20 protein-coding genes are annotated in these 25,194 nt (G+C 59.2%); 7 read left to right on the top strand and 13 right to left on the bottom strand.

Translation table 11 applies throughout. The annotated features are described in order from the left end of the window. Positions 1-19 precede the first annotated feature (19 nt). Complete coding sequence (locus ACQZ45_RS11770; RefSeq protein ID WP_113291570.1) at positions 20-1,051, top strand: ABC transporter permease; 1,032 nt, start codon at positions 20-22, stop codon at positions 1,049-1,051. Positions 1,052-1,149: 98 nt separating this feature from the next. Here the strand turns inward: ACQZ45_RS11770 and ACQZ45_RS11765 are convergent, their stop codons facing one another. Then, positions 1,150-1,905, bottom strand: a complete 756-nt coding sequence (locus ACQZ45_RS11765) for a gamma-glutamyl-gamma-aminobutyrate hydrolase family protein (RefSeq protein ID WP_080801247.1) — start codon at positions 1,903-1,905, stop codon at positions 1,150-1,152. Positions 1,906-2,209: 304 nt separating this feature from the next. Between ACQZ45_RS11765 and ACQZ45_RS11760 the strand changes: the two genes are divergently transcribed. After that, positions 2,210-3,307 carry a TRAP transporter substrate-binding protein gene (locus tag ACQZ45_RS11760; RefSeq protein ID WP_003510986.1) on the top strand — a complete coding sequence of 366 codons (1,098 nt, stop codon included), beginning with the start codon at positions 2,210-2,212 and terminating at the stop codon, positions 3,305-3,307. Positions 3,308-3,620: 313 nt separating this feature from the next. Here ACQZ45_RS11760 and ACQZ45_RS11755 read toward each other — a convergent pair whose 3' ends face one another. Both ACQZ45_RS11755 and ACQZ45_RS11750 read right to left on the bottom strand, forming a co-directional pair. After that, positions 3,621-5,102 carry a TRAP transporter large permease gene (locus ACQZ45_RS11755; protein ID WP_003510985.1) on the bottom strand — a complete coding sequence of 494 codons (1,482 nt, stop codon included), beginning with the start codon at positions 5,100-5,102 and terminating at the stop codon, positions 3,621-3,623. A 32-nt stretch (positions 5,103-5,134) separates the two neighbouring features. Further along, a complete protein-coding gene (locus ACQZ45_RS11750) occupies positions 5,135-5,674 on the bottom strand; it encodes a TRAP transporter small permease subunit (protein ID WP_003510982.1) in 540 nt (179 codons plus the stop codon). 415 nt (positions 5,675-6,089) lie between these two features. Here ACQZ45_RS11750 and ACQZ45_RS11745 point away from each other — a divergent pair, with 415 nt between their 5' ends. Further along, a complete protein-coding gene (locus tag ACQZ45_RS11745; protein WP_003510978.1) occupies positions 6,090-6,314 on the top strand; it encodes an aa3-type cytochrome c oxidase subunit IV in 225 nt (74 codons plus the stop codon). Between the two features lie 82 nt (positions 6,315-6,396). Further along, positions 6,397-6,930 (top strand): hypothetical protein, encoded by a 534-nt coding sequence (locus ACQZ45_RS11740; protein WP_413373049.1) that lies wholly within the window; start codon positions 6,397-6,399, stop codon positions 6,928-6,930. Positions 6,931-6,991: 61 nt separating this feature from the next. Here the strand turns inward: ACQZ45_RS11740 and ACQZ45_RS11735 are convergent, their stop codons facing one another. Continuing rightward, entirely contained in the window at positions 6,992-8,245 is a 1,254-nt protein-coding gene (locus ACQZ45_RS11735) for an NAD(P)/FAD-dependent oxidoreductase (RefSeq protein ID WP_003510975.1), read from the bottom strand. A gap of 332 nt (positions 8,246-8,577) precedes the next feature. Between ACQZ45_RS11735 and ACQZ45_RS11730 the strand changes: the two genes are divergently transcribed. Further along, positions 8,578-10,314, top strand: coding sequence for a methyl-accepting chemotaxis protein (locus ACQZ45_RS11730; RefSeq protein WP_065659559.1), 1,737 nt, complete (start codon positions 8,578-8,580; stop codon positions 10,312-10,314). A 69-nt stretch (positions 10,315-10,383) separates the two neighbouring features. On the opposite strand, the gene ACQZ45_RS11725 is transcribed toward ACQZ45_RS11730, so the two are convergent. The 8 genes from ACQZ45_RS11725 to ACQZ45_RS11690 all read right to left on the bottom strand — a co-directional run bounded on the left by ACQZ45_RS11725 (position 10,384) and on the right by ACQZ45_RS11690 (position 20,142). Continuing rightward, positions 10,384-11,703, bottom strand: coding sequence for an LLM class flavin-dependent oxidoreductase (locus ACQZ45_RS11725; protein ID WP_162685975.1), 1,320 nt, complete (start codon positions 11,701-11,703; stop codon positions 10,384-10,386). Between the two features lie 18 nt (positions 11,704-11,721). After that, a complete protein-coding gene (locus tag ACQZ45_RS11720) occupies positions 11,722-13,068 on the bottom strand; it encodes an MmgE/PrpD family protein (protein ID WP_112192079.1) in 1,347 nt (448 codons plus the stop codon). Positions 13,069-13,072: 4 nt separating this feature from the next. Further along, complete coding sequence (locus ACQZ45_RS11715; RefSeq protein WP_013761605.1) at positions 13,073-13,873, bottom strand: amino acid ABC transporter ATP-binding protein; 801 nt, start codon at positions 13,871-13,873, stop codon at positions 13,073-13,075. 12 nt (positions 13,874-13,885) lie between these two features. Next, positions 13,886-14,668 (bottom strand): amino acid ABC transporter permease, encoded by a 783-nt coding sequence (locus ACQZ45_RS11710; RefSeq protein ID WP_013761604.1) that lies wholly within the window; start codon positions 14,666-14,668, stop codon positions 13,886-13,888. Beyond that, positions 14,665-15,408 carry an amino acid ABC transporter permease gene (locus tag ACQZ45_RS11705; protein ID WP_003510965.1) on the bottom strand — a complete coding sequence of 248 codons (744 nt, stop codon included), beginning with the start codon at positions 15,406-15,408 and terminating at the stop codon, positions 14,665-14,667. Before ACQZ45_RS11705 ends, ACQZ45_RS11710 begins: the two co-directional genes overlap by 4 nt. Before the next feature lie 203 nt (positions 15,409-15,611). After that, the gene (locus ACQZ45_RS11700; RefSeq protein ID WP_003510963.1) at positions 15,612-16,451 is read right to left on the bottom strand and encodes a transporter substrate-binding domain-containing protein; all 840 of its coding nucleotides are present in this window, start codon (positions 16,449-16,451) and stop codon (positions 15,612-15,614) included. A 267-nt stretch (positions 16,452-16,718) separates the two neighbouring features. Next, complete coding sequence (locus tag ACQZ45_RS11695) at positions 16,719-19,007, bottom strand: NADP-dependent malic enzyme (protein ID WP_003510961.1); 2,289 nt, start codon at positions 19,005-19,007, stop codon at positions 16,719-16,721. Between the two features lie 160 nt (positions 19,008-19,167). Next, positions 19,168-20,142, bottom strand: a complete 975-nt coding sequence (locus ACQZ45_RS11690) for a LysR family transcriptional regulator (protein WP_025595631.1) — start codon at positions 20,140-20,142, stop codon at positions 19,168-19,170. Between the two features lie 327 nt (positions 20,143-20,469). Here ACQZ45_RS11690 and ACQZ45_RS11685 point away from each other — a divergent pair, with 327 nt between their 5' ends. Together ACQZ45_RS11685 and ACQZ45_RS11680 are read left to right on the top strand one after the other, a co-directional pair. Continuing rightward, positions 20,470-22,899: a glucose/quinate/shikimate family membrane-bound PQQ-dependent dehydrogenase gene (locus tag ACQZ45_RS11685; RefSeq protein WP_111795337.1), complete on the top strand. Its 2,430-nt coding sequence runs from the start codon at positions 20,470-20,472 to the stop codon at positions 22,897-22,899. Between the two features lie 267 nt (positions 22,900-23,166). Next, the gene (locus ACQZ45_RS11680; RefSeq protein WP_025595636.1) at positions 23,167-24,597 is read left to right on the top strand and encodes a mannose-1-phosphate guanylyltransferase/mannose-6-phosphate isomerase; all 1,431 of its coding nucleotides are present in this window, start codon (positions 23,167-23,169) and stop codon (positions 24,595-24,597) included. Positions 24,598-24,683: 86 nt separating this feature from the next. Here ACQZ45_RS11680 and ACQZ45_RS11675 read toward each other — a convergent pair whose 3' ends face one another. Beyond that, entirely contained in the window at positions 24,684-25,091 is a 408-nt protein-coding gene (locus tag ACQZ45_RS11675; protein ID WP_448742252.1) for a CPBP family intramembrane glutamic endopeptidase, read from the bottom strand. Positions 25,092-25,194 lie beyond the last annotated feature (103 nt).

Here is a 25,194-nt window from a genome sequence, read left to right as displayed (position 1 = left end):
TTCTCGAGGAGGAATGACTATGAATACGAACGCCGCCGCCAACGCAGAGTTGGATGCAAAATCCGGACGCAAGCCGCACAGGCGCATACCGCCCGAAGCAAATATATTTTTCGTGCTGATTGGCATCGCGCTGGTTTACGAAATTCTTGGCTGGATTTTCATCGGCCAGAGCTTTCTGATTAACCAGCAGCGCCTGACGATCATGATCCTGCAGGTGTCGGTCATCGGCATCATCGCCGTCGGCGTCACGCAGGTCATCATCACCGGCGGCATCGATCTGTCCTCCGGTTCGGTCGTCGGTCTGACGGCGATGTTGTCCGCCAGCGTGGGGCAGGCCTCCACATGGCCGCGGGCGCTTTACCCGGGTCTGACCGATCTGCCTTTCTTCATGCCGCTGGCTGTCGGCATTCTGGCTGGCGCCTTGGCCGGTTTCATCAACGGGCAGCTTATAGCGCGTACGAAAATCCCGCCCTTCATCGCAACCCTCGGCATGATGGTGACGGCGCGCGGCCTTTCCAAATGGTACACCAAGGGCCAGCCGATTTCCGGTCTGACCGACGGTTTCACCTTCATCGGTACAGGTGTCTGGCCGGTCGTGGTTTTCCTCGTCGTCGCGGTTATTTTCCACGTTGCGCTGCGTTACACCCGTTACGGCAAGTTCACCTATGCCATCGGCGCCAACCAGCAGGCCGCCCGCGTTTCCGGTATCAATATCGAGGCGCATCTGATCAAGGTCTATGCCATTGCCGGCATGCTGGCCGGTCTTGCAGGCGTCGTCACCGCCGCCCGTGCACAGACGGCGCAGGCCGGCATGGGTGTGATGTATGAACTCGACGCCATCGCCGCTGCCGTTATCGGCGGCACTTCGCTCGCCGGCGGTGCTGGCCGTATTACCGGCACAGTGATCGGCACCATCATTCTCGGTGTCATGACATCCGGTTTCACGTTCCTCAGGGTCGATGCCTATTACCAGGAGATCGTCAAGGGACTGATCATCGTGGCTGCGGTCGTCGCTGACGTCTACCGCCAGAAGAAACGCGCAAAACGCTAAGCACTTCTCCTCCCGGACCTGGGGCAGGCTTTCAGGCTTGCCCCTTTTTTTGTCCTATCGACAAGGACCTGAATGGCCTTGGAGGGGAGGGGTCGGTTTCAGGTCTTGCTGTTCCGGTACTCGTGAACTGCCTTGCCAAAAGCTTCGAACAAAGCGCGCGAGGGTGCGTCTGTCTCGGCCCAATATTCCGGGTGCCATTGCACACCGACGGCAAAGCCCTTGGCATCGATGACGGAAACGGCCTCGATCGTGCCGTCTGCCGCTGTCGCCTCCACCTGCAGGCGTGGCGCGGTCTCGGCAATTGCCTGCCGGTGCAGCGAATTGATCTGGATTTCTCCCGACACGCCAAGATGCTGCGCAATGCAGGAGCCTTCGCGCACATGCACCGGCTGGCGGATGGCGAAGGCCACGTCGCGGTCTTCATGTTCCGGCTTTCGGTGGTCCCATATTCCGGGCTGTTCCTGAATTTCGGAAGCAAGCGTGCCGCCCAGCGCGACGTTCAGCTCCTGAATGCCGCGACAGATGGCAAGCATCGGAATGCCGCGTTCCAACGCCCGGCGGATCAGCGGCAGGCTGGTGGCGTCGCGGGCTGGATCGAACGGGCCGTCACTCTCCTGTGCCTCTTTTCCGTAAAGAGAAGGGTGGACATTGGTGGCCGAGCCGGAGACGAGCAGGCCATCGACCCGGTCGAGGATGGCATCGACCTCATTGCCGTCCTCAAAGGCCGGAACGATGAAGGACATGACATCAGCCACCTTCAGCGCCGCGGAAAGATACTGGTTCTGCGCGGCGTGCCAGTCGGCTCCGGTGAAATGCCGGATGTCGGCGGGGACGGCGATAATCGGTTTTGGCATGGTGGCTCCGGGGGCGAATCTTCGAAAATTTGTGCGACTGCCAGCGGGCCAAGTCAAGCATGTGTTTCGTCCTCGGAACGCAATATATGCGGCTAAAGTATAAGGCGGCGTCGCGATATTTCAGTTGCAAATAAAATAGCGAAGAGGCCGCCGAAAAAATCCTGATATGGCTGGTTTTCCGGCAATTAATTCTTGGCGCGGGTGCTTGTCAGCTGGGCGGTAACCGTGCTTACTTTGCTGCGATGCCTGAACAGCACGAGGGGAATTCAAGCTGCGGGCAGCGTTGATATCTGGGAGGATATAGATGGATCGCCGTTCCTTTATGAAAAAAGGTGCGCTGGCGGGGGCTGCTGCGACAGCCTTGGCTGCGCCCGCAATTGCACAACAGAATACCAAGATCACCTGGCGACTGACGTCGTCGTTTCCGAAGTCTCTCGATACAATCTATGGCGGCGCCGAGGATATTGCCAAACATGTGGCGGCCGCTACCGACGGCAATTTCACCATCCAGCCCTTTGCGGCTGGCGAAATCGTGCCCGGCCTGCAAGCAGCCGATGCCGTATCATCGGGTACGGTGGAAATGTGCCATACCTGCTCCTATTATTACGTCGGCAAGGATCCGACCTTCGCTATCGGCACGGCGATACCGTTCGGTCTTAATGCCCGCCTGACCAATTCCTGGTTCTACGAAGGCAACGGCAACAAGCTGCTCAACGAGTTCTACGCCAAGCACAATCTCTACGGCATGATATCAGGTAATACCGGCGCCCAGATGGGCGGCTGGTTCCGCAAGGAAATCAACACCGTCGACGATTTCAAGGGCGTGAAGATGCGCATTGCCGGTCTTGCCGGCAAAGTGGTGGAAAAACTCGGCGTGGTCCCGCAGCAGATCGCCGGCGGCGATATCTATCCGGCGCTGGAAAAAGGAACCATCGACGCTGCGGAATGGGTTGGTCCGTATGACGACCACAAGCTCGGTTTCCAGAAGGTGGCGAAATATTATTATTACCCGGCCTTCTGGGAAGGCGGCCCGGTCATCCATTCCTTCGTCAATCTGGACAAGTGGAACAGCCTGCCGAAGAACTACCAGACGGTGCTCCAGGATGCCTGCGCTTTCGCCAATACCAGCATGATGGCGAAATACGACGCGAAAAACCCGATCGCCATCAAGCAGCTGGTTTCGGAAGGTGCCGTGCTGCGGCCCTTCAGCCAGGAAATCCTCGAGGCCTGCTATAAGGCGGCGTTGGAAGTCTATGCCAATATTTCAGCAACCAACCCGGACTTCAAGAAGATCTACGAGGATCAGGTTGCCTTCAAGCGCGAGGGTTACCTGTGGATGCAGCTTGCGGAATATACTTTCGATACTTTCATGATGATCCAGCAGCGTAACGGCAAGCTCTGATTATTCGGTGCGGCGGACCGGACAAAAGCCTCGGGGACTTCGGTCCCCGGGGTTTTTGTTGTGCCGTCGCGCCTGCATCCGCCCGCCAGGAAAGGGCGATTGACGATTGGGGCTGTCGGAAGCAAAAGCAGCAGGCTCAGTGACCAGGCGCAGTCTCGGCAAGGATTGGCCACGCTGACCTCGGAAAAACCGGACAGGCTGGTCGATGACTGTCAGGTTCAATTTCCACACAGAGTAAATGGAAGGCAGGGGTGCAACCCTGTCTTCCACACAGCAATGATAAGTTCTCCGAAAAATCCGCAAAAGACGCCGGTTAAGGCCCGATCTTCGGTGGTTCACCGAGGTTAGGCATGCCTGGCAACCCACCCGGCTGGCCTCCTGGAAGGCCGAAATTGGGCATGGTGTTGCCGCCCTGATTGCCGAAGGCAGGCACTTCGATCTTGATGGAGTTGAGATCCACCTGGGGTGCTTTGTCCAACCAGTAGGTGACGGATTCCGGCCAGAAGATCACGATGGCGACGAGGATGAGCTGCATGCCGAGCCAGGGAATGGCACCCATGTAGATATCCGAGGTCTTGACCGTGCGCGGCGCGATTGAGCGCAGGTAGAACAGCGCGAAACCGAAGGGCGGGTGCATGAAGCTGGTCTGCATGTTGATGCAGATCAGCACGCCGAACCAGATCAGGTCGATGCCGAGCGCCTGCGCGATGGGTGCGAGCATCGGGATGACGATGAAGGCGATCTCGAAGAAATCGAGGAAGAAGGCGAGAAAGAAGATGAAGATGTTGACGAAGATCAGGAAGCCGATCGGGCCGCCCGGAATGCCCGACAACATGTGCTCGATCCACAGCGAACCGTCCATGCCCTGAAAGACGAGGGAAAAGCAGGTGGCGCCTACCAGAATGAACACCACCATGGACGTGATGTGCATGGTGGAATGCATGCCCTGCTTGACGAGATCCCAGGTGAGGCGGCGGTGGGCTGCGGCCAGCGCCATGGCGCCGACGACGCCGAGCGCGCCGGCCTCCGTTGGTGTTGCAAGGCCGAGGAAGATGGTGCCGAGCACGAGAAAGATCAGCACGATGGAGGGCACCATGCCCGCCAGCACGCGAAATACCAGTGCACGGTTGAGTTCGCCCCGCGCTTCTGGCGGCAAAGCAGGCAAATCCTTCGGCCGCACGATCGACATGAACAGGATGAAGAGCATGAAGATGGCGACTTGCAGGATCGACGGGCCAATCGCGCCGAGATACATGTCGCCCACGGATTTACCGAGCTGGTCGGCAAGAACGATCAGCACGAGCGAAGGCGGAATGACCTGCGTGATGGTGCCGGATGCGGCGATGACGCCGGTGGCGAGGCGCGGATTGTAACCGTATTTCAGCATGATTGGCAGCGAGATGACACCCATGGTGATGACGGAGGCGGCAACCGTGCCTGTGATCGCGCCAAGGATTGCGCCGACGATGATGACGGCATAGGCGAGGCCGCCTGGAATGGCGCCGAACAGCTTGCCCGTGCCTTCAAGCAAATCTTCGGCAAGCCCGCATCGCTCCAGGATCGCGCCCATGAAGGTGAAGAACGGAATGGCGAGCAGCAGGTCGTTCGAGACGATGCCGAAGATGCGCAGCGGCAAGGCCTGAAGGAAGGCCGGCGAAAAATGCTCGGTGAAGATGCCGATGACGCCGAAAACCAGACCGACGGTGGCAAGAGAGAAAGCAACCGGAAATCCGTAGAGCATGAAGATGATCATGCCGAGGAACATCAGTGGCGGAAGAATTCCATATTCGAACATGGGAAATATCCTGAAGGTTCAGATCGCGGCGATCATTGCAGGGGTTTTTCGTACTTCGTATCGAGCGCATAAAGCCCGTTTAGGGCGCCTATGCGCTTGATGAGTTCGGAAAATCCCTGAAGAACCAGAAGGGCGAAACCGGCGAAGATGATGAGTTTCACCGGCCAGCGGATGAGCCCGCCGGCATTGGAGGACATTTCGTTCTGATGCCAGGAAAGCATGAACATCGGCCAGGAAAGCCAGGCCAGATAAAAGCAGGCGGGCATAAGAAAAAGTACGATGCCGATGATGTCCACCCACAGGCGCGTGCGAGACGAGATAGCCCCGTAGATGATGTCCACCCGCACATGTTCATTCATGCGCAGCGTGTAGGAGGCACCCACCAGCACGATGAAGGCAAACATGTACCACTGGATTTCGAGCCAGCCGTTTGAACTATAGTTGAAGGTATAACGCACCATGGCGTTTCCGGCGCTGACGAGGCAGCAGACAAGCACCAGATAACCGGCGACCTTGCCCAGAGCTTCGCTGACAAGGTCGATCAGCGCACTTAATTTCAAAAGCGGTTTCATGACTTTCCCCTCTTCCCTTGCCGGGCCCTTTGCGGGTTATGGTGGCAAGCAAGCCGGTCGGCCATCGTGACGGGCACGCCTCCACGCGTATCCGCACAGCCAAATTCCGGCGTTCCTCCCCACAGAATCCCGTGTATGGGCAGGCTGTCCGAAAAGCAACCGAAACCACTATTAAACCGGCCGTATGGCCGCCGTTTTCAACCGTTTACAAAAGAATGTTGCACGACGGCACGCTTTGCACGGCATACCGTTTGCCCCGCTTGTCATCGATGTTCTTTCGTGTGGAACGCATTGCACTTTTCGCCGACTTCATGTTACCTCTGGCCCCGGAGAATCCGGCATGGGCCCGTTATCGTCCGCAGGGCAAATTGTCTTGTGCGGCGGGTATGGCGGATGGAGCAGAAGGGGAAGCGGAATGAGCGAACACCACACAGGTCCGGTCGAAGTTGGCGCCGAGATGAACTACGCCGAGCATGAAAAGACCTACAACGCTTTTCTTGCCATGACGAAGTATGGCACGATGCTGGTCTGCGTGCTGATGCTGGCCATGGTCGCGGGTTTCTTCACGTCCGTGGGTTTCCTTGGCGGCCTTATCGTTTTCCTCGTGCTTTCGGCTGCGGGTTTCATTCTGCTGCGCTGAACAACGCTGTTCACAAGCGTGTCGCGGCGCGGACGCTGCGATGCCTTGCTACCGGCAAGCCCAAACCCGGAAAGGCGAAGCAATGAAACGCCTGTTTGCCTGGCTGTTATTGCTGGCGGTTATGTCGCATACCGCTTTGTCGCGCGATCTTTTGCCGTCTGAGCAAGACAAGCTGCAAACACAGATAGAGCGGTTCAGCGCCGCCTTGAATGCGCAGGATTTTGATTTTGTCGGCCGGACGGTGCCGCCGAAAATCTTTGAATTCATTGCAAACGACGCGGGTGTTTCCGTCGGGCAGTTGCGTAGCGCTCTGACCACGCAGATGCAAATGGCGCTTGCAGCAGTCAAGATTACCGAATTCACCATGGACACGGCGGCGATCAGTGTGCAGCAGACGCCTGATGGAACACCCTATGCGCTCGTTCCGACGAAAACGGTAATGGAAACTGGCGGCCAGACGATCGAAGCGAAATCCCATACCCTGGCGCTTATAGACGGTACGCAATGGTATTTGCTGCGCGTGAGCGATCAGCAGCAGGTGACGATCCTGCGAAAGGTCTATCCATCCTTCGCCACGGTGGAGTTTCCGGAAGATTCCGTACAGCAGGTGAAATAGCGTGCAGGCGTCCGCTAAACCGTAGAAACTCTAACCGGCTTGAAACCGGATTTCCGCATTGTCAGGAAAAACGCCCCGGACGGAACGGATCGACCGATATTGCGGTCTCCTCGCCGTTTGCCAGTTGCGTCACGAGGCGGGCGGTAGCTGCCGATTGCGTCAGCCCCAAATGACCATGGCCGAAGGCATAGATGACGGAAGGTGTGGTGCGCGCCGTGCCGATGACGGGAAGACAGTCCGGCATCGAAGGGCGGAACCCCATCCATTGCTGGCCGCCTTCAACCTTGAGACCGGGCAGGAAACGACCGGCTTTTTTGAGCATGGCCTCGGATCGCTTGAAATTCGGCTTCAACTCCAGACCGCCCAACTCGACTGCGCCGCCAACGCGGATGCCGGAAGATAGCGGTGTAACGACAAAACCGTGGTCGTTGAAATAAAGCTGGCGCGTGAGGTTGAAGGCGCCGGCGGGCAGGGTGGTGTTATAGCCGCGTTCGGTTTCCAGCGGCACGATGTTGCCAAGTGTTGCGGCAAGCGGCTTGGACCACGCGCCGCAGGCGATCACCACCTTGTCGGCGTCAATCTTGTCGCCGTTTTCCAGGGTCACGATCGTACTTTCGCCGACGGCGTCGATGCGTTCTGCCTCGCCCTTGCGCAGCTTTCCGCCACGGGCGATCACCAGGTCGAAAATGGCACGGGTGAAGTCGTAGGGATCGGAGACCTGCAAGCCATCAGGCGAGAACATGGCGTGGCGGAATTGCGGGGCAAGACCCGGCTGCAATTCGTCTATCTCGTTGCGGGCGACACGCTTGGAAGAGAAGCCTGCCTGTTCCTTTTCATCCCAGTCCTTGCGGGCAGCGTTGAGGCTGGCTTCGCTGTCGTAAAGATCGAGCGTGCCGGTTTTCGCGACAAAGTGCGAGAGCTCCGGCATGGCGGCGACATGGGCCATTTCGGTGGCAGACAGCCGGTTGATCTCGCTGAGCGTTCTCAGGCCGTGGCGAAAGTTGCGCTCAGCGCTGGCGCGCCAGAAACGCCACAGCCACGGCGCGATCTTCGGCGCATAAGCAGGCGGCACACTGAGCGGGCCAAGCGGATCGAAAAGCCAGCGCGGTGCTTTTCTCATGATGCCGGGGGCGGGAATGGGGATGATTTCGGGAAAGGCGAGGATACCGGCATTACCGGAGCTTGCGCCCCGGGCAACTTCACCGCGCTCCAGAAGAAAGACCTCACGCCCGGCATTTTGCAGGTAAAGCGCCGCCATGGAACCGATAATGCCGGTGCCGATCACCAGCACGTCGCATTTCAGGGTTTTGGTCATCGGCGCTCCTGCAACACAAATCTTTCAAGCCCGCCATAACAATGAATGCCGTACCGATGAAAGCCCGTATCGCTCTGCGGCGGCAGAAATATCAGCACTGTGGCAAATAAGCGGTTCTCATCCGGTGAGGACGGGTTGGTAAAGGCAGCTCGGTCTGAAGTATTCTTGCCAACAGTTTCGGTCATTGGACCAATAGTTATGGGTCATCATTAATTGCTATTTAACGGTGTCCGGCTAGGTTCCGCGTACACGCAGACCGATCCTTTATTTTCATCTCTTTGGCATCGAGGAGGAAAGGTCCGCATACAAGTTATTGTTGGGAGTTCAAAGACATGTCTCAATTTTTCAAACTCGGTACGGACGCATCTGCGGTACTTGATGCCCTAAGCCGCTCGCAAGCCATCATTGAGTTCGATCTGACTGGCAAAATTCTGAAAGCGAACGACAATTTCTGCAAGGCGGTCGGCTATCAGCAATCAGAAATCATCGGACGCCCCCATAGCATGTTCCTGTCTCCCGAAGATGCAGCGTCACCCGAATACAAGGCCTTCTGGGCGAAACTCTCACGCGGCGAATACGATCAGGGCCAATATCGGCGGCGGTCGAAAACCGGCGACGACATCTGGATTGAAGCCTCCTACAATCCGGTTTTTCGTTTCGGCAAACCTTACAAGGTGGTCAAGATCGCTTCCGATATCACGGCGACGAAGCGCCGAAGCACCGAGGATAACGGCAAGCTGGCAGCGCTTTCGCGTGCGCAGGCGATGATCGAGTTTACGCCCGAGGGGAAAATTCTCTCCGCGAATGAAAACTTCCTGACAGCACTCGGCTACACGGCGGAAGAGATCATCGGCAACCATCATTCGATGTTTTGTGAGCGTGGCTACGTGCAGTCCGAAGAGTACCGCAATTTCTGGAAAGATCTTAGTAAGGGAGAGTTCTCGACCGGTCAGTTCATGCGGCTTGGCAAGAACGAAAAACGCGTCTTCATCCAGGCGTCCTACAACCCGATCATCGACGAGCGGGGAAAAGTCGTCAAGGTGGTGAAATTCGCCTTCGATGTAACGGACCGCGTGCATGCGGTGGAAGAACTGGGCGCTGCGCTTGAGCGTCTTTCCCAGTGCAACATCCGCGTCACGCTCGACAAGCCTTTCGTGGGTGAGTTCGAGGGGCTGAGACGGGATTTCAACAAGTCCATCGCCGAATTCCAGAAAACCCTGGAAAATGTTCTTGGGCAGACCGATGACCTGACCAGAAGCAGCCAGGAAGTCAGCGAAGCCTCTGTTCATCTCGCCGAAAGATCGCGTGAGCAGGCCGTGGCGCTGGAGGAAACCTCGGCGGCGCTGGAAGAAATCACCGCGACCGTACGGGCATCGACGGAAAACACCAAGGAAACCCGAAAACTCGTTCAGAGTGCGCGGACGTCAACGGCGGCTTCCACCGAAGTCGTTGGGCGTACCGTCAACGCCATGCAGCGCATCGAGACGGCATCGCGGGAAATCAGCCAGATTATCGGCGTTATCGACGAAATCGCCTTCCAGACCAACCTTCTTGCCCTGAATGCGGGCGTCGAAGCCGCGCGCGCGGGCGATGCGGGCAAGGGTTTTGCGGTCGTGGCACAGGAGGTGCGCGAACTTGCGCAACGCTCCGCCAGTGCCGCCAAGGAAATCAAGGCGCTCATCAACAATTCCGGCACCGAGGTTATGGAAGGCGTGCGGCTTGTTGGCGAGACGGGTGAGGCGCTGAAGCAGATCGATGCGCTGGTGAAGCACATTGACGGCAATGTCGATATGATCGCCAAGGCCGCCGATGAACAGGCCTTAGGCATCAGCGAAATCAACCGTGCAGTCAACCAGCTCGACCGGATGACGCAGGAAAACGCGGCGATGAGCGCGCGCACGACCGCCATTAGCGCTACCCTTGCCCAGGGTGCGGATGTGCTGGCGCAACTGGTCAGCCTGTTCAAACTGAACCGCCGCGCGACCCAGCGCGACGACGGGGCATCCATTTCATCCAACTCGTCGCGGACGAGCCACAGTGTGAAACTGTCGGGAAGGAAAGCAGCCTGACGGATCGGCGACAGCCTGCTTCCACGTGAGCCTCTTGTCATGCGGATGCCCGTCGCCGGGCATCCGTTTTTATGCCCGCAGGGCAGGCCTGTTGATGCCGAGATGGTCGCGCAACGTCGAGCCTTCGTATTCCTTGCGGAACAGGCCACGTTCCTGCAAGAGCGGCACGACTTCGCGGTTGAATTCTTCCAACCCGCCGGGGAAGAAGGGCGGCATGACGTTGAAGCCGTCGGCCGCGCCGTTCTCGAACCACTCCTGCATGCGATCCGCCACGTCCTTGGCCGTGCCCATGACGATATGGTGGCCACGACCAGCTGCAACGCGCAGCGCCAGTTCCCGGATCGTCAACTTTTCGCGGCGCGCCAGTTCGGTCAAAAGTTCGGCGCGGCTGCGCAACTGGTCTGAAATAGGGAGGTCCGGCAGCGGGCCGTCGAGATCATACTCGGTAAGGCTATGGCCGATGCGTTCCTCAAGCAACGGCATGGCGCTCTTGATATCGGTCCAACGGTTCAGCTCCTTCAGCTTTTCGCCGGCCTCTTCGAAGCTCTTGCCGATGATGGGCATGAAACCGGGCATCACGGCGACGCTTGATGGATCGCGGCCGAATTTCTCCACTCGCGCCTTTAGGCTGGTGTAGAAGGCCTGCGCCTCGGAAATGGCCTGCTGGGCGGTGAAGACGATATCGGCAGTGCGGGCGGCGAGATCCTGCCCCGGGCCGGAGGAGCCGGCCTGAATGAGAACCGGGTGACCCTGCGGCGAACGCGGAATGTTCAGCGGACCCTTCACCGTGAAATATTTGCCTTCGTGATCGAGAATATGGACCTTCTGCGGATCGACGTAGCGGCCGCCTTCCTTGTCCTTGACGAAGGCGTCGTCGTCCCAGCTGTCCCACAGGCCACGCACGACGTTCACATATTCTTCCGCAACGGCATAACGCTCGTCATGCTCGGGATGGCTCTTGGAGAAGTTCGCCGCCGTGCGGGCATAGGAGGTGGTAACGATGTTCCACGCCGCACGCCCGTGGCTGAGATGGTCGATGGAGGCGAAGGCGCGTGCGGTGTGGTAGGGCTCACCATAGGTGGTGGAGGCGGTGGCGGCCAGTCCAATCTTGTTTGTCACCATGGCAAGCGCCGCAAGCAGGGTAAGCGGCTCGAAACGGGCGATCATCGAGGGATGGGCGTCGACGCCGCTTGTGAGGCCATCTGCCAGAAAGACCATGTCAAACTTGGCATCTTCGGCCATTTTCGTGACACGGGTCAACAGGTCGAAATTCTCGCTGCCGGCTTCCGCATCCGGGTGACGCCAGCCGGAAACGTGGTGGCCGGCTCCTTGCAGGAACAGGCCAAGATGCATCTGTCTTTTGCGGGTATTCGTGGTCATGGTGATCATGCCTTTATTTCGGTCGTGTTATATTTGCGTTGCCAGAAGCGCTTCTAGCTTCTTGAGGTCGGTTGCGGTTTTCATGGTCCGCACCAGTGCCGGAATTCCGGCGAATTTTTCATTGCCGCCGGTGGCGTCGGCAAATTTTTCCGTGGGGTCATCAATGCCGGGAAGACCGTCAATACGGCGCGACAGCACTGTGCCATCCTTCTTCGTCACGTCGATGACCACGAAACGGGTGGTAGGATCCGGCGAGAGGCGGCGGGCGGTCTCGTCGTGCCGGCGCGAGACTTTTGCGGAAAGTCCAAGCAGGTCGGCGCGTGCAGGGCGTTCGTCGAAATGGCTGATGCCGAGTGCGCCATCCGTCAGTGCGGCGGCGAAGACATATTCGGCGCTGAAACGCGCATCGATGCCCGTGGCGGGTGTGGCCGAACCCACAAGAGCGGCATCGCCTCCCGGGGGAAAGGTGATGACGACAGTTTCGATTTCATCTGGTGCCAGATCATTGGCGCTGCGCAGTGCAAGCGCACCAACGGCAACAGGGTGGCTGGCGGTGCAGCAGGGAAATGCCTTGAGCGTCAATCCGGGAGAGACGATCTGCCAGGGTGTACCCCAGCCGGACAGGAGCCGTTTCGGCTGTTCCGCGCCAAAGGCGAAGGCGGAATAAAAGCCGATAGGGTTTTCCAGAAAATCCGGCGCACCCTGAAAACCTGATCTTGCCAGCCGCGCGGCGGTGAGGCCAGCGCGTGTCGCAAGCCCGGCATGCAGTGGCTTCGCATCATAACCAAATTGCAGGCGAAGTCCCGCAGACTGCGTGGCGGCAAGGCCGAGTGAGATAGCGGTCGTCTGCGGGGTGAATTTCAGAAGATGGGCAATGGCCGCCGCCGCACCGATGGGGCCGAGGGTCGCGGTGGCGTGGAAGCCATTTTCGTAATGCTTGGTGCCGAGCGACAGGCCAAGCCGCGCCATGGTTTCCAGCCCGACAATATAGGCGGCGATAAATGCATCCGCCGTAGAGCCTTCCTCGACCGCAACAGCCAATAGAGCGGGAACGATGGCGACGGTGGGGTGGCCGCGCACGCTGCCATGGACGTCGTCATAATCCAGCACGTGCCCCGCATGACCATTGATGAGTGCGGCGGTGAATGCATCCGTGCGCAGATCATGGCCGACAATGCCCGCCGTGCCGGATGTGCCTGACGTAAAGCTGTCGATGAGGATTTTCGTGCTTCGGTCGGAAGCGCCACCCAGCATACAGGCAAAAAAGTCGATCAGCGCCGTGCGGGCGATCGTCACAGCCTCTTCGTCGCGGAGCGGATCAGAGGCGGCGATGGCTTCTGCCAGATGAAGGGTGAGTTTTTCGTCGGCGGGCATGGCGTCAGATCCCTTCGCCGTCGGCGACCCGTGCCACCTGTCCGCCGAGACCCTTTACGAAGGCGTTGATACGCGGATTGGTCGACTTGTAGAAGATGTGCTCCGGCGTGCCCTGATCAACGATCAGGCCGTTTTCCGTGAAGACGATATTGTCGCTGATTTCCTCGGCGAAGCGCATTTCATGGGTCACGAGAATGCTGGTCATGCCGTCATTGACGAGATCGCGGATGACGGCGAGCACTTCGCCCACGGTTTCCGGATCAAGTGCGGAGGTAACTTCGTCGAACAGTACCAGTTCAGGCCGCATGGCAAGCGCGCGGGCAATGGCCACACGCTGCTGCTGGCCGCCGGACAGCTGACCGGGATAGGCATCCACCTTCTGCGACAGGCGGACTTTTTCCAGCAATTCGCGGGCATGACGCTCGGCTTCCGCCTTCGGCGTGCCGAGGATTTTAATCGGCGCGATGGTGATATTTTCCATGACAGTCAGATGCGGGAAGAGGTTGAACTGCTGGAAGACGATGCCGATGCGCTTGCGCAGCGTTATGCGCTCAGCTTCCGTTTTCAGCTGATCGACGCGGGTGCCCCCCACGGTGATCTTGCCAGATTGCGGAATGAGCAGGCCGTTGATGCAGCGCAGGATCGTGGATTTGCCCGAGCCGGAAGGGCCGATGATGGAGACGGCGTCGCCCTTGTTGACGGTGAGATCAATGCCTTTGAGCACTTGATTGTCGCCGAAAGACAGGTGCACGCCTTCCAGTTCAACCAGAGCTTTGGCGGCGGTTTGGGGGGCGGATGCGGACATGGTGTATTCCAATCAGCGGGAAGCGAAGCGCCGTTCAAGGCGCTGCGTGAAACGGGACACGGGATAGCAGAACAGGAAGAACGCCATCAGGACGGTGAGATAGACCACGACGGTGAAATCGTTGCGCTGCACGGCGGTGCTGGCATCGGTTGCGGCGTGGAGAAGCTCATGCACGCCCACCAGCGAGGCAAGCGCCGTGCCCATGGTGATGGAGGCGTAAAGGTTCATCCACGGCGGCAGCGAGCGCTTCACGCATTGCGGCAGGATGATCCAGCGCAGCGTCTGGTTGCGCGAAAACCCGAGGCCCTGCGCCGCTTCCCATTGTGCGGTGGGAATGGACTGGATGGCGCCCCGGGTGATTTCGGCGATGTGGGCGCTGGCCGGAATCGCAAGCCCGACCACGGCCTTGATCCAGTCTGGAAACGGAATGTAGTTGCCGAAGGCGACGATCTCGAAGGGGAAGATGTAGGTCGCGGCGAAAATCAGCACCAGATGCGGGGCGTTGCGGAAGATTTGCACGTAGGTGAGCGCCGGCGCCCGCACGAGGCGATAGGGTGCAAGCTCCATGATGCCTAGCACGACGCCGATGATGGTGCCGATGGCAATCGCCAGGATGCTGATCAGCACATTCATGGCAAAACCCTTGCCGAGATAGGGCAGCCATTCCAGCAGCACCTGTCCGAGCGAGGGATCGAGAACCAGCCACAGCACGACAGCAACCAGCACGCCGCACAGAAGAATGGTGCCGAAAGGCAGCTTCTTCGCCGCCTGTGTTGGAGAGACCACCGCGCTCATTGACCGAACCCCGGAACCGCAAGACGCCGCTCAAGCCACAGGCCCGCCCTTGCGACGATGAAATTGATGACACTGAAAAAGATGAGGATCACCAGCATCAGTTCGACCACATTGTCGCGCTGCGTCCAGATCAGGATCGAGGCATAGGTGATTTCACCGACCGCAATCGCCGAGCCGACGGTGGTGAGCTTCACCAGATTGATGAGATTGTTGATGATGGAAGGAAGTGCCGTGCGAATTGCCAGCGGAAATTCCACGTAACGTAAAATCTCGAATGAGCTGAAACCGATGGCGCGTGCCGCCTCGATGGTGGTAGCCGGCACCGCCTCGATACCGCCGCGCAAGGCTTCCGCGTGGAAAGCGGCAACGTGCAGGCCGGTGATGGCGACGACCCAGAAGAACGGGGTGAGCGGATTGTTCTGCGCACCGCCGAGCGCGTTTGAAATCAACATGTTGAGCACAAGGAAACCACACATCAGCTGCACCAGCGTCGGCGTGTTGCGCGTCAGTTCCACATAGGCGCGCACCGGACCGGCGAGCCAGCCTTTGCCTGACGTGAGCATGGCGGCGAAAATGAAGCCGAAAACGAGGCTGAGCGGCAGGGTGACGGCGACGAGGATGAGCGTCATCTTCATGCCGTCGAGCCAGATCTGAACCTCGTAGCCGCTGTTCAGAAAGTCATAGTTGAGGCCTATATGCGCGGCCAACTCTATGAAACGCGCTGTAAATCCATCCTGCATCGGATATCCATGCTGTTGTCGCGGCTGCCGCCCGGCAGGCGGTGCCAGAATGACCTGTCTTGCTATAAAGCAGAAAAGAACGGCGGGCGAAACCGGCCGTTCTCAGTGGTGAGGGGAAATCTCCGTGATGGCAGATGCCCCTACGACATGCCGGTCCCCCGGACCAGGTCCGGGGTGACGAAGCAAGCGGGATTGCCCAGCCTTTACTGCGCCGCGGAGAGCTTCGTCTTCTGCTCTTCCATGAAGCCGATGCTCGGCAGGCGGTTGGCCTTCGCGAATTCGATCATTTTGCCGGAAGCGTGCAGCTCCTTGACGATCTTGTCGAGCGCAGCCTGCGTGTCGGCCTCGCCCTTGCGCAGCCAGATGACTGAGTCAGAAGGGATAAGGTCGGTGGGGATCAGGATGCCGTAATCCTTCCACTCATCGGCGCGGTCCTGAAGCATTAGGCTCAGCGTGCCGTTGACGTGCACGGAGACATCGCAATTGCCGCCCTTCAGCGCGAGCAGCGATTCCGGCTGGCTCGGCAACGCCTTTACCTGCGCGCCATATTGCTCGATCAGCGGCTGGGTGTAGTTGGAGCCCTGCGATACGCAGGCAATCTTGCCCTTCAGGTCCGGCCAGTCCTTGATGCCCGAGTCCTTTCGACCAATGGCTGCGCCGCCCTGGCGGTCATAGGGGGTGGGCACGTAATCGAGCGTTTTGGCGCGCTCTTCCGTGTACTGCATGTTGGCGATCAGAATATCGACCTTGCCCTGCTGCAGGAACTGCACGCGGTTGGGCGGGGTCACGGTTTCGGTCACCAGCTCCACACCGAGACCGGCGGCCAGCGCCTTGGCGACGTCGATGTTGAGGCCCTTCTGCTCCTGCGTCTTCGGATCGATGAAGCCGAAAGGCGCGCCGGACAGGATGACGCCGACGGTGAGCTTGCCGCGACCCTTGATACGGTCGAGCGTCGCATCCGCGTGAGCGGCGGTGGCCATCGAAGCGATGACGACGGTTCCGGCGATGAGTTTTGCGGCAAATCTGGAGAAGGAGAGGGCCATGGGTATTTCCTTTTGGTTGTGGGTGGAAACTACATGAGGCGTCCGTCGAGAGCGAGAATTGGCGTTGCGCAAAAAATCGTATAAATAAAATCGTGTTCCAATAAGTTCTCTGGTGAGAAAAAATAACCTAATAATTTGAAATCGTAGAATCTTGTTCTTACGGTGCCGGGGTTCGGCGCTTTGGCATATCCTCGCCACGAGGCGAGGATATGCTGGCTATGCTTGGGCATTTTGAGCGCCCTTCTCCCGAAGAGCGCTCCCACATCGTTACCGACCGGCGTTATAGGCCGCGATCGCCGCCATATTGACGATGTCGCTGTCCTTGGCACCCATCGAGGTGATCTGCACCGATTTGTCGAGGCCGACGAGAAGCGGGCCGATGACGGTCGCGCCGCCCAGTTCCTGTAGCATCTTGGTGGAGATCGAGGCGGAATGGATGGCTGGCATGACCAGCACGTTGGCCGCACCGGAAAGGCGGGCAAAGGGATACTGGCTCTGCATGCGATGATGGTTCAGCGCCACATCGGCCGACATTTCCCCGTCGACCTCAAAATTGACGTTGCGCTTGTCGAGGATTTTCACCGCTTCGCGCACCTTGTCGGAGCGTTCGCCAACCGGCTGGCCGAAGGTGGAATAGGCGAGCATCGCTACACGCGGTTCGTAGCCGAAACGGCGGGCGAGACCGGCTGCTTCTTCGGCGATATCGGCAAGGTCTTCGGCAGACGGCATGTCGTGCACGGCGGTATCTGCCACGAAGACCGTTCGGTTGCGCGACACGACCAGCGAAACGCCGATGACACGGTGGCCGGGTTTGGTGTTGATGCAGCGGCGGATATCCTCGAGCGCCGTGGAATAGTTGCGGGTAACGCCGGTGACTACGGCGTCCGCATCGCCCATCGCCACCATGCAGGCGGCGAAATGGTTACGGTCGTTGTGGATCAGGCGCTGCACGTCGCGCAGCAGGAAGCCGCCTCGCTGCAACCGCGCATAGAGATAATCGACATAGGCATCGACGCGGCTGGAAAGGCGGGCATTGGTGATCTCTATATTGGCGCGGTCGAGATCGATGCCGGCACGCTCTGCATTGGCCTTGATGATGTCGTCACGGCCGAGCAGGATGGCGGTGCCAAGCCCCTGCGCGGTAAACGAGATCGCTGCGCGCATCACCTGTTCTTCTTCCGCTTCGGCGAAAACGACCCGCTTCGGAGAGCGGCGCACACGCTCGTAAAGGCGCTGCGTGGTCGACGCCATGGGGTCGCGACGGGCGGAAAGCTCGCGGGCATAGGCATCGAGATCGGGCAGTTCGCGGCGAGCGACGCCGGTTTCGATGGCGGCCTTGGCCACGGCCACCGGAATTGCCGAGATCAGGCGCGGATCGAAGGGAACGGGAATGATATATTGCGATCCGAAGCGCGGGCGGTTGCCCTGATAGGCGGCGGCCACATCATCCGGCACATCCTCGCGGGCAAGATCGGCCAGCGCCTGTGCCGCGGCAATCTTCATTGCGTCGTTGATCTGGCTTGCACGGACATCGAGCGCGCCGCGGAAGATATAGGGAAACCCGAGGACGTTGTTGACCTGGTTCGGATAATCCGAACGCCCGGTCGCCATGATGGCGTCATCGCGGATGCGGGCGACTTCTTCCGGGGTGATTTCCGGGTCAGGGTTGGCCATTGCGAAAATGATCGGCTTTGGCGCCATTGAGCGGATCATCTCTTCGGTGAAGGCACCCTTCTGCGACAGGCCGAAGACGACATCCGCGCCCTTCATGGCCTCAGTCAGCGTGCGGTTGTCAGTCTTTACCGCATGGGCGGATTTCCACTGGTTCATGCCTTCGGTGCGTCCCTGGTAGATCACGCCCTTGGTGTCGCAAAGCGTGATGTTTTCGGGGTTGAAACCCATGGCCTTGATGAGGTCCATGCAGGCGATGGCAGCAGCACCTGCGCCGTTACAGACGAGCTTCGTCGTCTTGAAGTCTCGGCCTGTCAGTTCGATGGCGTTGATGAGACCGGCGGCGGCGATGATGGCGGTTCCGTGCTGGTCGTCATGGAAAACGGGAATGTCCATCAGCTCGCGCAGGCGGCTTTCGATGATGAAACATTCCGGCGCCTTGATGTCTTCCAGATTGATGCCGCCGAAAGAGGGGCCAAGGTAACGCACGCAATTGATGAATTCGTCGGCGTCTTCGGTATCAACCTCGAGATCGATGGAATCCACATCCGCAAAGCGCTTGAACAGAACGGACTTGCCTTCCATGACAGGCTTGGAGGCGAGCGCACCGAGATTGCCGAGACCGAGGATCGCCGTGCCGTTGGAGATCACTGCCACCATGTTGCCGCGTGTCGTATAATCGTAAGCGGTCGCCGGATTTTCGGCGATGGCTTTCACCGGCACGGCCACTCCAGGCGAATAGGCAAGCGACAGATCCCGCTGAGTCGCCATCGGCTTGGTCGGGGTGATTTCCAGTTTCCCCGGTCTGCCTTGCGCGTGGAAATCCAGTGCTTCCTGATCTGTAACCGATGTTCTGGGGCTGGCGGGCTTCGTCGTGTCGGACATGGGCTGAGTGTGCTTTCGTGTCGATAACAGTGCAAAAATATCCGTCGTTGTTATTGTATTTTTCGCGCGCGTGCCAAGCGTTGAATGTTGTTCAGTGCAGCAAATTTAGCCGTGGCGAAATTTGTGGCCGATTCAATCGATTAAGTGCGTATTGTCGGCATTATAGGTGGGACTGGTAGGCCTGCCGTACCATATTCACGAAGGCCTCCACGTGGAGGGCAAGCGGACCGCGTCTGACGACCAGCACGCTATCTGACCAGGCATCGGCGCTTTCGAGCGGCACACCTGTGATGCCCCTTGTGGAGCGCACGGTGCTTTCCGGCAGAATGGAAATTCCTGCGCCAGCTTCCACGAGGGCAAGGATGGTGTTGACGTTGGCGATGCGCATGCCGATTTCCGGCTCACAGCCTGCATCCTCGAAAAGGGAAAGCGCGCTGCTGCTGAGCCCCAGGCCGATCTCGTCCACCGGCAGCAGCAGTTTTTCCTGCACGATATCGCCAACCGAAACTCTGGGGCGGGAGGCGAGCGGATGGCGCTCCGGCAGGGCGACGCACAGTTTGGAGCGGTCGAAGGGCATGGCCCGCAAGCTCTGCGGCAATTGGGGCAGGGGTGCGCGAATGAAAGCGACGTCTGTCTTGCGCGTCGCCACCTGCTCGATCAATTGTTCCATCGTCATGCCGGGCAGGAGTTCAAGCGTCACCTCCCTGTGGTCGTTGCCATAGCGGGTGATCAGCGCCGGCAATTTTCGTTCCGCCATCACGCTGGTGCCGAAGCCGATGCGCAGCGTGCCGAGCTGGCCGCGCCTGATCTGGTGTGCCTTTTCCAGCGCGCCCTTGGTGCGGGCAAGAATTTCCTCCGCATCGAGCAGCATCGACTGCCCAGCCGGCGTAAGTTCCACACCACGGTTGACACGGAGGAAAAGCTTGAAGCCCAGATTCTCTTCCAGTTGCCGGATACGCTGCGTTACGGCCGGTTGGGCGATGCCCAGCTGCAAAGCGGCCGCGCGGAAATTTTTGGCCCTTGCGGCTTCCACAAAAATGGCGAGCTGGCGAATATCCATCGGCGGAGAGGTCTTTGTGTTGTAGGTGTTGATATGGTATAAGCGCAGCTTATCAAAAATGCCCGTCTTGCGCATTGTCATCTTGTCGCAGGCGACGTTATACCGCACCGAGGTTTCGGTCGCCCAGTGCCCGCATGCGGGCCTCTGCGATACGAACTTGGGAGGATTTGTTCGAGCACATTGTCCGCCGTCCATTGGGGCCGGCGATAAACTGCAGTGAATGGGTCAAAATGACAGTCACCACGGAAGTCTCCCCCACCATTGTTCCCCATTTCGCCTCGTCGCCTTCAGCGCATCTTCGCTCAGCCGTAAGTGCGGCGGACTGTCTGGCCTGGGCCGGGCATTGAAAGATCATAGGGCGTCAGCCTTCGCGGCGGCTCTCCTAACCGGATATTTAATTTCATGAGTAAACCAGCAACCTCAACGTCGCTTGCAGCCAGATTATGGCTCTTCGTGCTCGGCGCTGTCATTGTCGCTGCGGGACTGTTCTTCGCCATTGGCGGCGGGCAGCTCGCAACACTCGGCGGCAGCCTCTATTTCGTCTTGGCGGGTATCGCGCTGATCGTCTCCGGCTTGCTTATTCTCCTGCGCAAGCCTGCCGGCGCGCTTCTGTTCGGCCTTGTCTTCATCGTTAGCGGTGTTTGGGCAGTGTGGGAAGCCGGACTGCACTTCTGGCCGCTCATCTCCCGCCTGCTGGCGTTGGGCGTGGGCGCCACGGTGGTTGCGCTCTCCTATCCGCTGCTGCGGCGCGCGGCTGGCAAGACGCCCGCTTACGGCGCTTCCTTTGCCCTTGCTGGCGTTCTGGCCATCGCGTCCGCTGCCGGTTTTGCCGGCATGTTCGTGCCGCATCCGACCGTCGCCTTCAAGGGTGAGGTTGCTGCACTGACGCCGGTAACGCCGGAAAAAGAGCAGAAGAACTGGGAACATTACGGCAATACGGCGGGCGGCAGCCGCTTTGTTGCGCTTGACGAAATCAACCGCGATAACGTCAAGAACCTTGAGGTGGCATGGACCTATCGGACCGGCGACATCCCGATCAGCCCCGGCGCGAACGGTGCGGAAGATCAGGAAACGCCGCTTCAGGTCGGCGACACCGTGTTTGTGTGCACACCGCACAACAATGTCATCGCGCTCGACGCCGATACCGGCGCGCAGAAGTGGAAGACCGAAATCAACGCCAAATCCACCGTCTGGATGCGTTGCCGTGGTCTCGCCTATTTCGATGCCAAGGCGCCGCTGAAGCAGCCGACCGCTCCGGGCGCAACGCCTGTCACCCCGGCGATCGTAGCCGACGGCGCGCTTTGCCAGCGCCGCATTCTCATGAACACCATCAACGCGGAACTCATCGCGCTCGATGCCGACACCGGCGCGTTTTGCCCGGATTTCGGCACCAATGGCCGCGTCGATCTGAAGATCGGTCTTGGTGATGCGCCGGACCCGCAATATGTGCTGACATCGGCCCCCACACTGGCCGGCACCACCGTCGTGGTCGGCGGACGTATCGCTGACAACGTACAGGTGGATATGCCTGGCGGCGTGATGCGCGGTTTCGACGTGGTGACGGGTGAGCTTCGCTGGGCTTTCGATCCCGGCAACCCTGAAATCACCAAACTGCCGCCCGAGGGCCAGACCTACACCCGTTCCACGCCGAACGTCTGGGCATCCATGTCCTACGATCCGGAGCTGAACACGGTCTTCATGCCGGTGGGCAGCCCCTCGGTCGATCTTTATGGCGCGACGCGCACACCGCTCGATCATAAATACGGCGCTTCCATGCTGGCGCTCGATGCCACGACCGGCCGCGAAAAGTGGGTCTACCAGACGGTTCATAACGACCTATGGGACTTCGACGTGCCGATGCAGCCGAGCTTCATCGATTTCCCGAAGGCTGATGGAACGACCGTTCCGGCTCTGGTCTTCGGCACCAAGGCCGGTCAGATCTATGTGCTGGACCGGGCGACTGGCCAGCCGCTGACCAAGGTGGAAGACGTTCCGGTCAAGGCCGGCAACATTCCGAACGAGCCATATGCACCAACGCAGCCGCGTTCGGTGGGCATGCCGCAAATCGGCGCGCAGACGCTGACGGAAGCCGATATGTGGGGTGCCACCCCTTTCGATCAGCTTCTGTGCCGTATCGCTTTCAAGGGCATGCGTTATGAAGGCCTCTATACGGCGCCGGGCACGGACCTCTCCCTCGCCTTCCCGGGCTCGCTCGGCGGCATGAACTGGGGCGGCATCTCGACTGACCCGACGACCAACACAATCTTCATCAACGATATGCGCCTCGGCCTGTGGATTGAGATGAAGGAAGCTGCTCCCACCAAGGCAACGGCAAGCGGCGGCGAAAGCGTCAATACCGGCATGGGCGTCGTTCCCATGAAGGGCACGCCCTATGCGGTGAACAAGAACCGTTTCCTGTCTGCTCTTGGCATTCCCTGCCAGGCTCCGCCCTATGGCTCGATGACTGCGATCGACATGAAGACGCAGCAGATCAAGTGGCAGGTTCCTGTCGGCACCGTTGAGGATACCGGTCCGCTTGGCATCAAGATGGGTCTGCCGATCCCGATCGGCATGCCTACGCTCGGCGGAACGCTTGCCACCCAGGGCGGTCTCGTCTTTATCGCCGGCACCCAGGATTATTATCTGCGCGCCTTCGATACGGCGACCGGCAAGGAAGTCTGGAAGGCCCGCCTTCCTGTCGGCAGCCAGGGCGGCCCGATGAGCTACAAGTCTCCGAAGACAGGCAAGCAATATGTCGTCATCTCGGCCGGCGGTGCACGTCAGTCTCCTGACCGTGGCGACTACGTGATCGCTTACGCGCTGCCGAACTGATCCTGACAGGTCATCGCTCTGAAAACGGAAATCCGGGCCATTCGCCCGGGTTTTTCTTTGCGGCCTGTCAAAGCCACTGAACTACCTTTGCGCGGAACCTCACCCTGTGGGTTGCGTTAGCAAAACGGGTCCGACATTCACCAAGCTTTCACAAGGCGAACTTATGAGCTTGCGCTTATCCGCCCGTGAATCGATGATGGCAGCATTGGTAAATATGTATATTGTCCGGCCCGCCGGGAATTTTTTAAAGTTGGAAAGGTTTTTATTGTGACGGAACAATCTCGAAAGATCACGCCGGTTCTTCTTGCTGGTGGGGCGGGATCACGGCTTTGGCCGGTATCGCGCGATCAGTTGCCCAAGCAGTTCCAGCCGCTGGTCGGCAATCTTTCGACCTATCAGCAGACACTGACGCGCGTGGCCGACAAGGCGCTTTATGCCGAGCCGCTGGTGATCACCAACGAGGATTTCCGCTTCTTCGCCCGCCGCCAGGCTGAGGAGATCGATCTTCCGGCGACGGTGGTTCTCGAACCCGCCCGCCGCGACAGTGCCGCCGCCATGGCCGCTGCCGCCGTGCTGGCCGAGCGCCGGGAGCCGGGATGCCTGGTGCTGGCGCTCGCCGCCGACCATGTGGTGCTGGATGCCGACAAATTTTCAGAGTCCGTGAGGCTTGGCGCCAAGGCCGCCGATCAGGGCAATATCGTCGTTTTCGGTCTGGTGCCAACCGAGCCGCGCACCTCTTACGGCTACATCAAGCCTGGTGAAGCAATTGATGGTGAGGCTGACCTGAGCATCGTCGAGGCATTCGTGGAAAAACCGGATGTGAAGACGGCAATCTCCTATCTGGAGAAGGGGTATCTCTGGAACTCCGGCAACTTCCTGTTTCGTTCCGACGTGATGATTGCCGAACTCAAGGCATTCGCGCCAGAGATTCTTGCGGCAGTAACGCAGTCGGTCGAACAATATGAAAGCGACCTTGGCTTCGTGCGCCTGCATCAGGCGAGCTTCGAAGCCTCGCCGAAAAACTCCATCGACTATGCGGTGATCGAGAAGACCAAGCGCATGGCGGTGGTGCACGGCCATTTCCGCTGGTCGGATATCGGCAGCTGGGACGCGATCTGGGAAATCGCCGACAAGCACGGCAACGACAATGCGCTCGAGGGCGACGGCGTCTTCATCGATTCCGAGGGCTGCCTGATCCATTCCACGCAATTGCTGACGACCGTGGTGGGGGCAAAGGATCTGGTGGTGGTGGCCACCAAGGATGCGGTTCTGGTGGTGCCGAAAAACCGGGTGCAGGACGTGAAGGGCCTGGTGGAGACACTGAAGGATGGCGAACACGCGCCGCGGACGCAAGCGCACAGGCGAGTGTATCGTCCATGGGGTTACATCGAACATATGTATGTGGACGAGCGCTACCGCGTGGGCCACATCACGGTTGATCCTGGCCACCGCATCTCGTTCCAGAAACACTATCACCGCTCGGAGCACTGGATCATCGTCAAGGGCACGGCAACCGTAACGATTGGCGACGAAACCCGGCTGCTGACGGAAAACCAGTCCGTCTATATCCCGATTGGTCAACCGCACCGGCTTGCCAATGAGGGGCAGATTCCACTTGAGTTGGTCGAAATCCAGACCGGCGCCTATCTTGGCGAAGACGACGTCATCCGCATCGAGGATGATTATAAGAGGCATTAGGACTGCTGCCCGCACCGAAGCGGCATTTTATCCCGGCCGGCGAGGCCGGGATGATAAACCCCTGACTTATCTGTCGGTTCGACGGGTCAGGCGACAGTTGCATTCACGCAGTGGGCGAAAGCGTGGGAAAGCATCGCTGCTTCCAGCCCGCGACGCCAGAACAGCCACCCGAACATCAGTCCGGGGATAAAATTGCCGAGCATGACACAGACAATCAGCAATGGTTGCGGATGAACGGTAATGGCAAACAGAAAGGGCAGGTGGCCCAAGGCAAAAAGGGCCGCTGCGATGACAATGGCAGTCCACATCATGACCGGCTGGACTTGCCCCTTGCCCACTATTCGCCAGAGCGCCCATGCGAATAATGCCATCAAGCCCCATCGGGTCAGCAGCTCCTCCGTTATGCCGCCATAGAGAAGCCGGGTGACAAGTGGGACTTCAAACGCCGCCATTTTTTCCATGGTTGCCGTATCGGTGAAGGCAGGCAGGATCACAGACTGACCTGCCACTGAACTTTCATCCAGTGGCGATTAGAGCCCCGGTGGTTTTGAATACGCCAAGTGGCGCGGTGTGAGCAACCGGCGGAAACGCGAAGCT

The sequence above is a fragment of the Agrobacterium sp. 16-2014-1-2a genome (assembly GCF_053522705.1).
The sequence above is the reverse complement of the archived record's forward strand: the minus strand, read 5'-3'. Positions and strand labels throughout refer to the sequence as shown.

What these genes read in the sequence shown, in the direction of transcription:
- ACQZ45_RS11715 (WP_013761605.1), bottom strand. Translation starts at nt 13,873, where the DNA reads ATGTCCGCATCCGCCCCCCAAACCGCCGCCAAAGCTCTGGTTGAACTG.
- ACQZ45_RS11750 (WP_003510982.1), bottom strand. Translation starts at nt 5,674, where the DNA reads ATGAAACCGCTTTTGAAATTAAGTGCGCTGATCGACCTTGTCAGCGAA.
- ACQZ45_RS11740 (WP_413373049.1), top strand. Translation starts at nt 6,397, where the DNA reads ATGAAACGCCTGTTTGCCTGGCTGTTATTGCTGGCGGTTATGTCGCAT.
- ACQZ45_RS11720 (WP_112192079.1), bottom strand. Translation starts at nt 13,068, where the DNA reads ATGCCCGCCGACGAAAAACTCACCCTTCATCTGGCAGAAGCCATCGCC.
- ACQZ45_RS11695 (WP_003510961.1), bottom strand. Translation starts at nt 19,007, where the DNA reads ATGTCCGACACGACGAAGCCCGCCAGCCCCAGAACATCGGTTACAGAT.
- ACQZ45_RS11765 (WP_080801247.1), bottom strand. Translation starts at nt 1,905, where the DNA reads ATGCCAAAACCGATTATCGCCGTCCCCGCCGACATCCGGCATTTCACC.
- ACQZ45_RS11705 (WP_003510965.1), bottom strand. Translation starts at nt 15,408, where the DNA reads ATGCAGGATGGATTTACAGCGCGTTTCATAGAGTTGGCCGCGCATATA.
- ACQZ45_RS11770 (WP_113291570.1), top strand. Translation starts at nt 20, where the DNA reads ATGAATACGAACGCCGCCGCCAACGCAGAGTTGGATGCAAAATCCGGA.
- ACQZ45_RS11690 (WP_025595631.1), bottom strand. Translation starts at nt 20,142, where the DNA reads ATGCGCAAGACGGGCATTTTTGATAAGCTGCGCTTATACCATATCAAC.
- ACQZ45_RS11710 (WP_013761604.1), bottom strand. Translation starts at nt 14,668, where the DNA reads ATGAGCGCGGTGGTCTCTCCAACACAGGCGGCGAAGAAGCTGCCTTTC.
- ACQZ45_RS11700 (WP_003510963.1), bottom strand. Translation starts at nt 16,451, where the DNA reads ATGGCCCTCTCCTTCTCCAGATTTGCCGCAAAACTCATCGCCGGAACC.
- ACQZ45_RS11735 (WP_003510975.1), bottom strand. Translation starts at nt 8,245, where the DNA reads ATGACCAAAACCCTGAAATGCGACGTGCTGGTGATCGGCACCGGCATT.
- ACQZ45_RS11760 (WP_003510986.1), top strand. Translation starts at nt 2,210, where the DNA reads ATGGATCGCCGTTCCTTTATGAAAAAAGGTGCGCTGGCGGGGGCTGCT.
- ACQZ45_RS11685 (WP_111795337.1), top strand. Translation starts at nt 20,470, where the DNA reads ATGAGTAAACCAGCAACCTCAACGTCGCTTGCAGCCAGATTATGGCTC.
- ACQZ45_RS11725 (WP_162685975.1), bottom strand. Translation starts at nt 11,703, where the DNA reads ATGATCACCATGACCACGAATACCCGCAAAAGACAGATGCATCTTGGC.
- ACQZ45_RS11730 (WP_065659559.1), top strand. Translation starts at nt 8,578, where the DNA reads ATGTCTCAATTTTTCAAACTCGGTACGGACGCATCTGCGGTACTTGAT.
- ACQZ45_RS11745 (WP_003510978.1), top strand. Translation starts at nt 6,090, where the DNA reads ATGAGCGAACACCACACAGGTCCGGTCGAAGTTGGCGCCGAGATGAAC.
- ACQZ45_RS11755 (WP_003510985.1), bottom strand. Translation starts at nt 5,102, where the DNA reads ATGTTCGAATATGGAATTCTTCCGCCACTGATGTTCCTCGGCATGATC.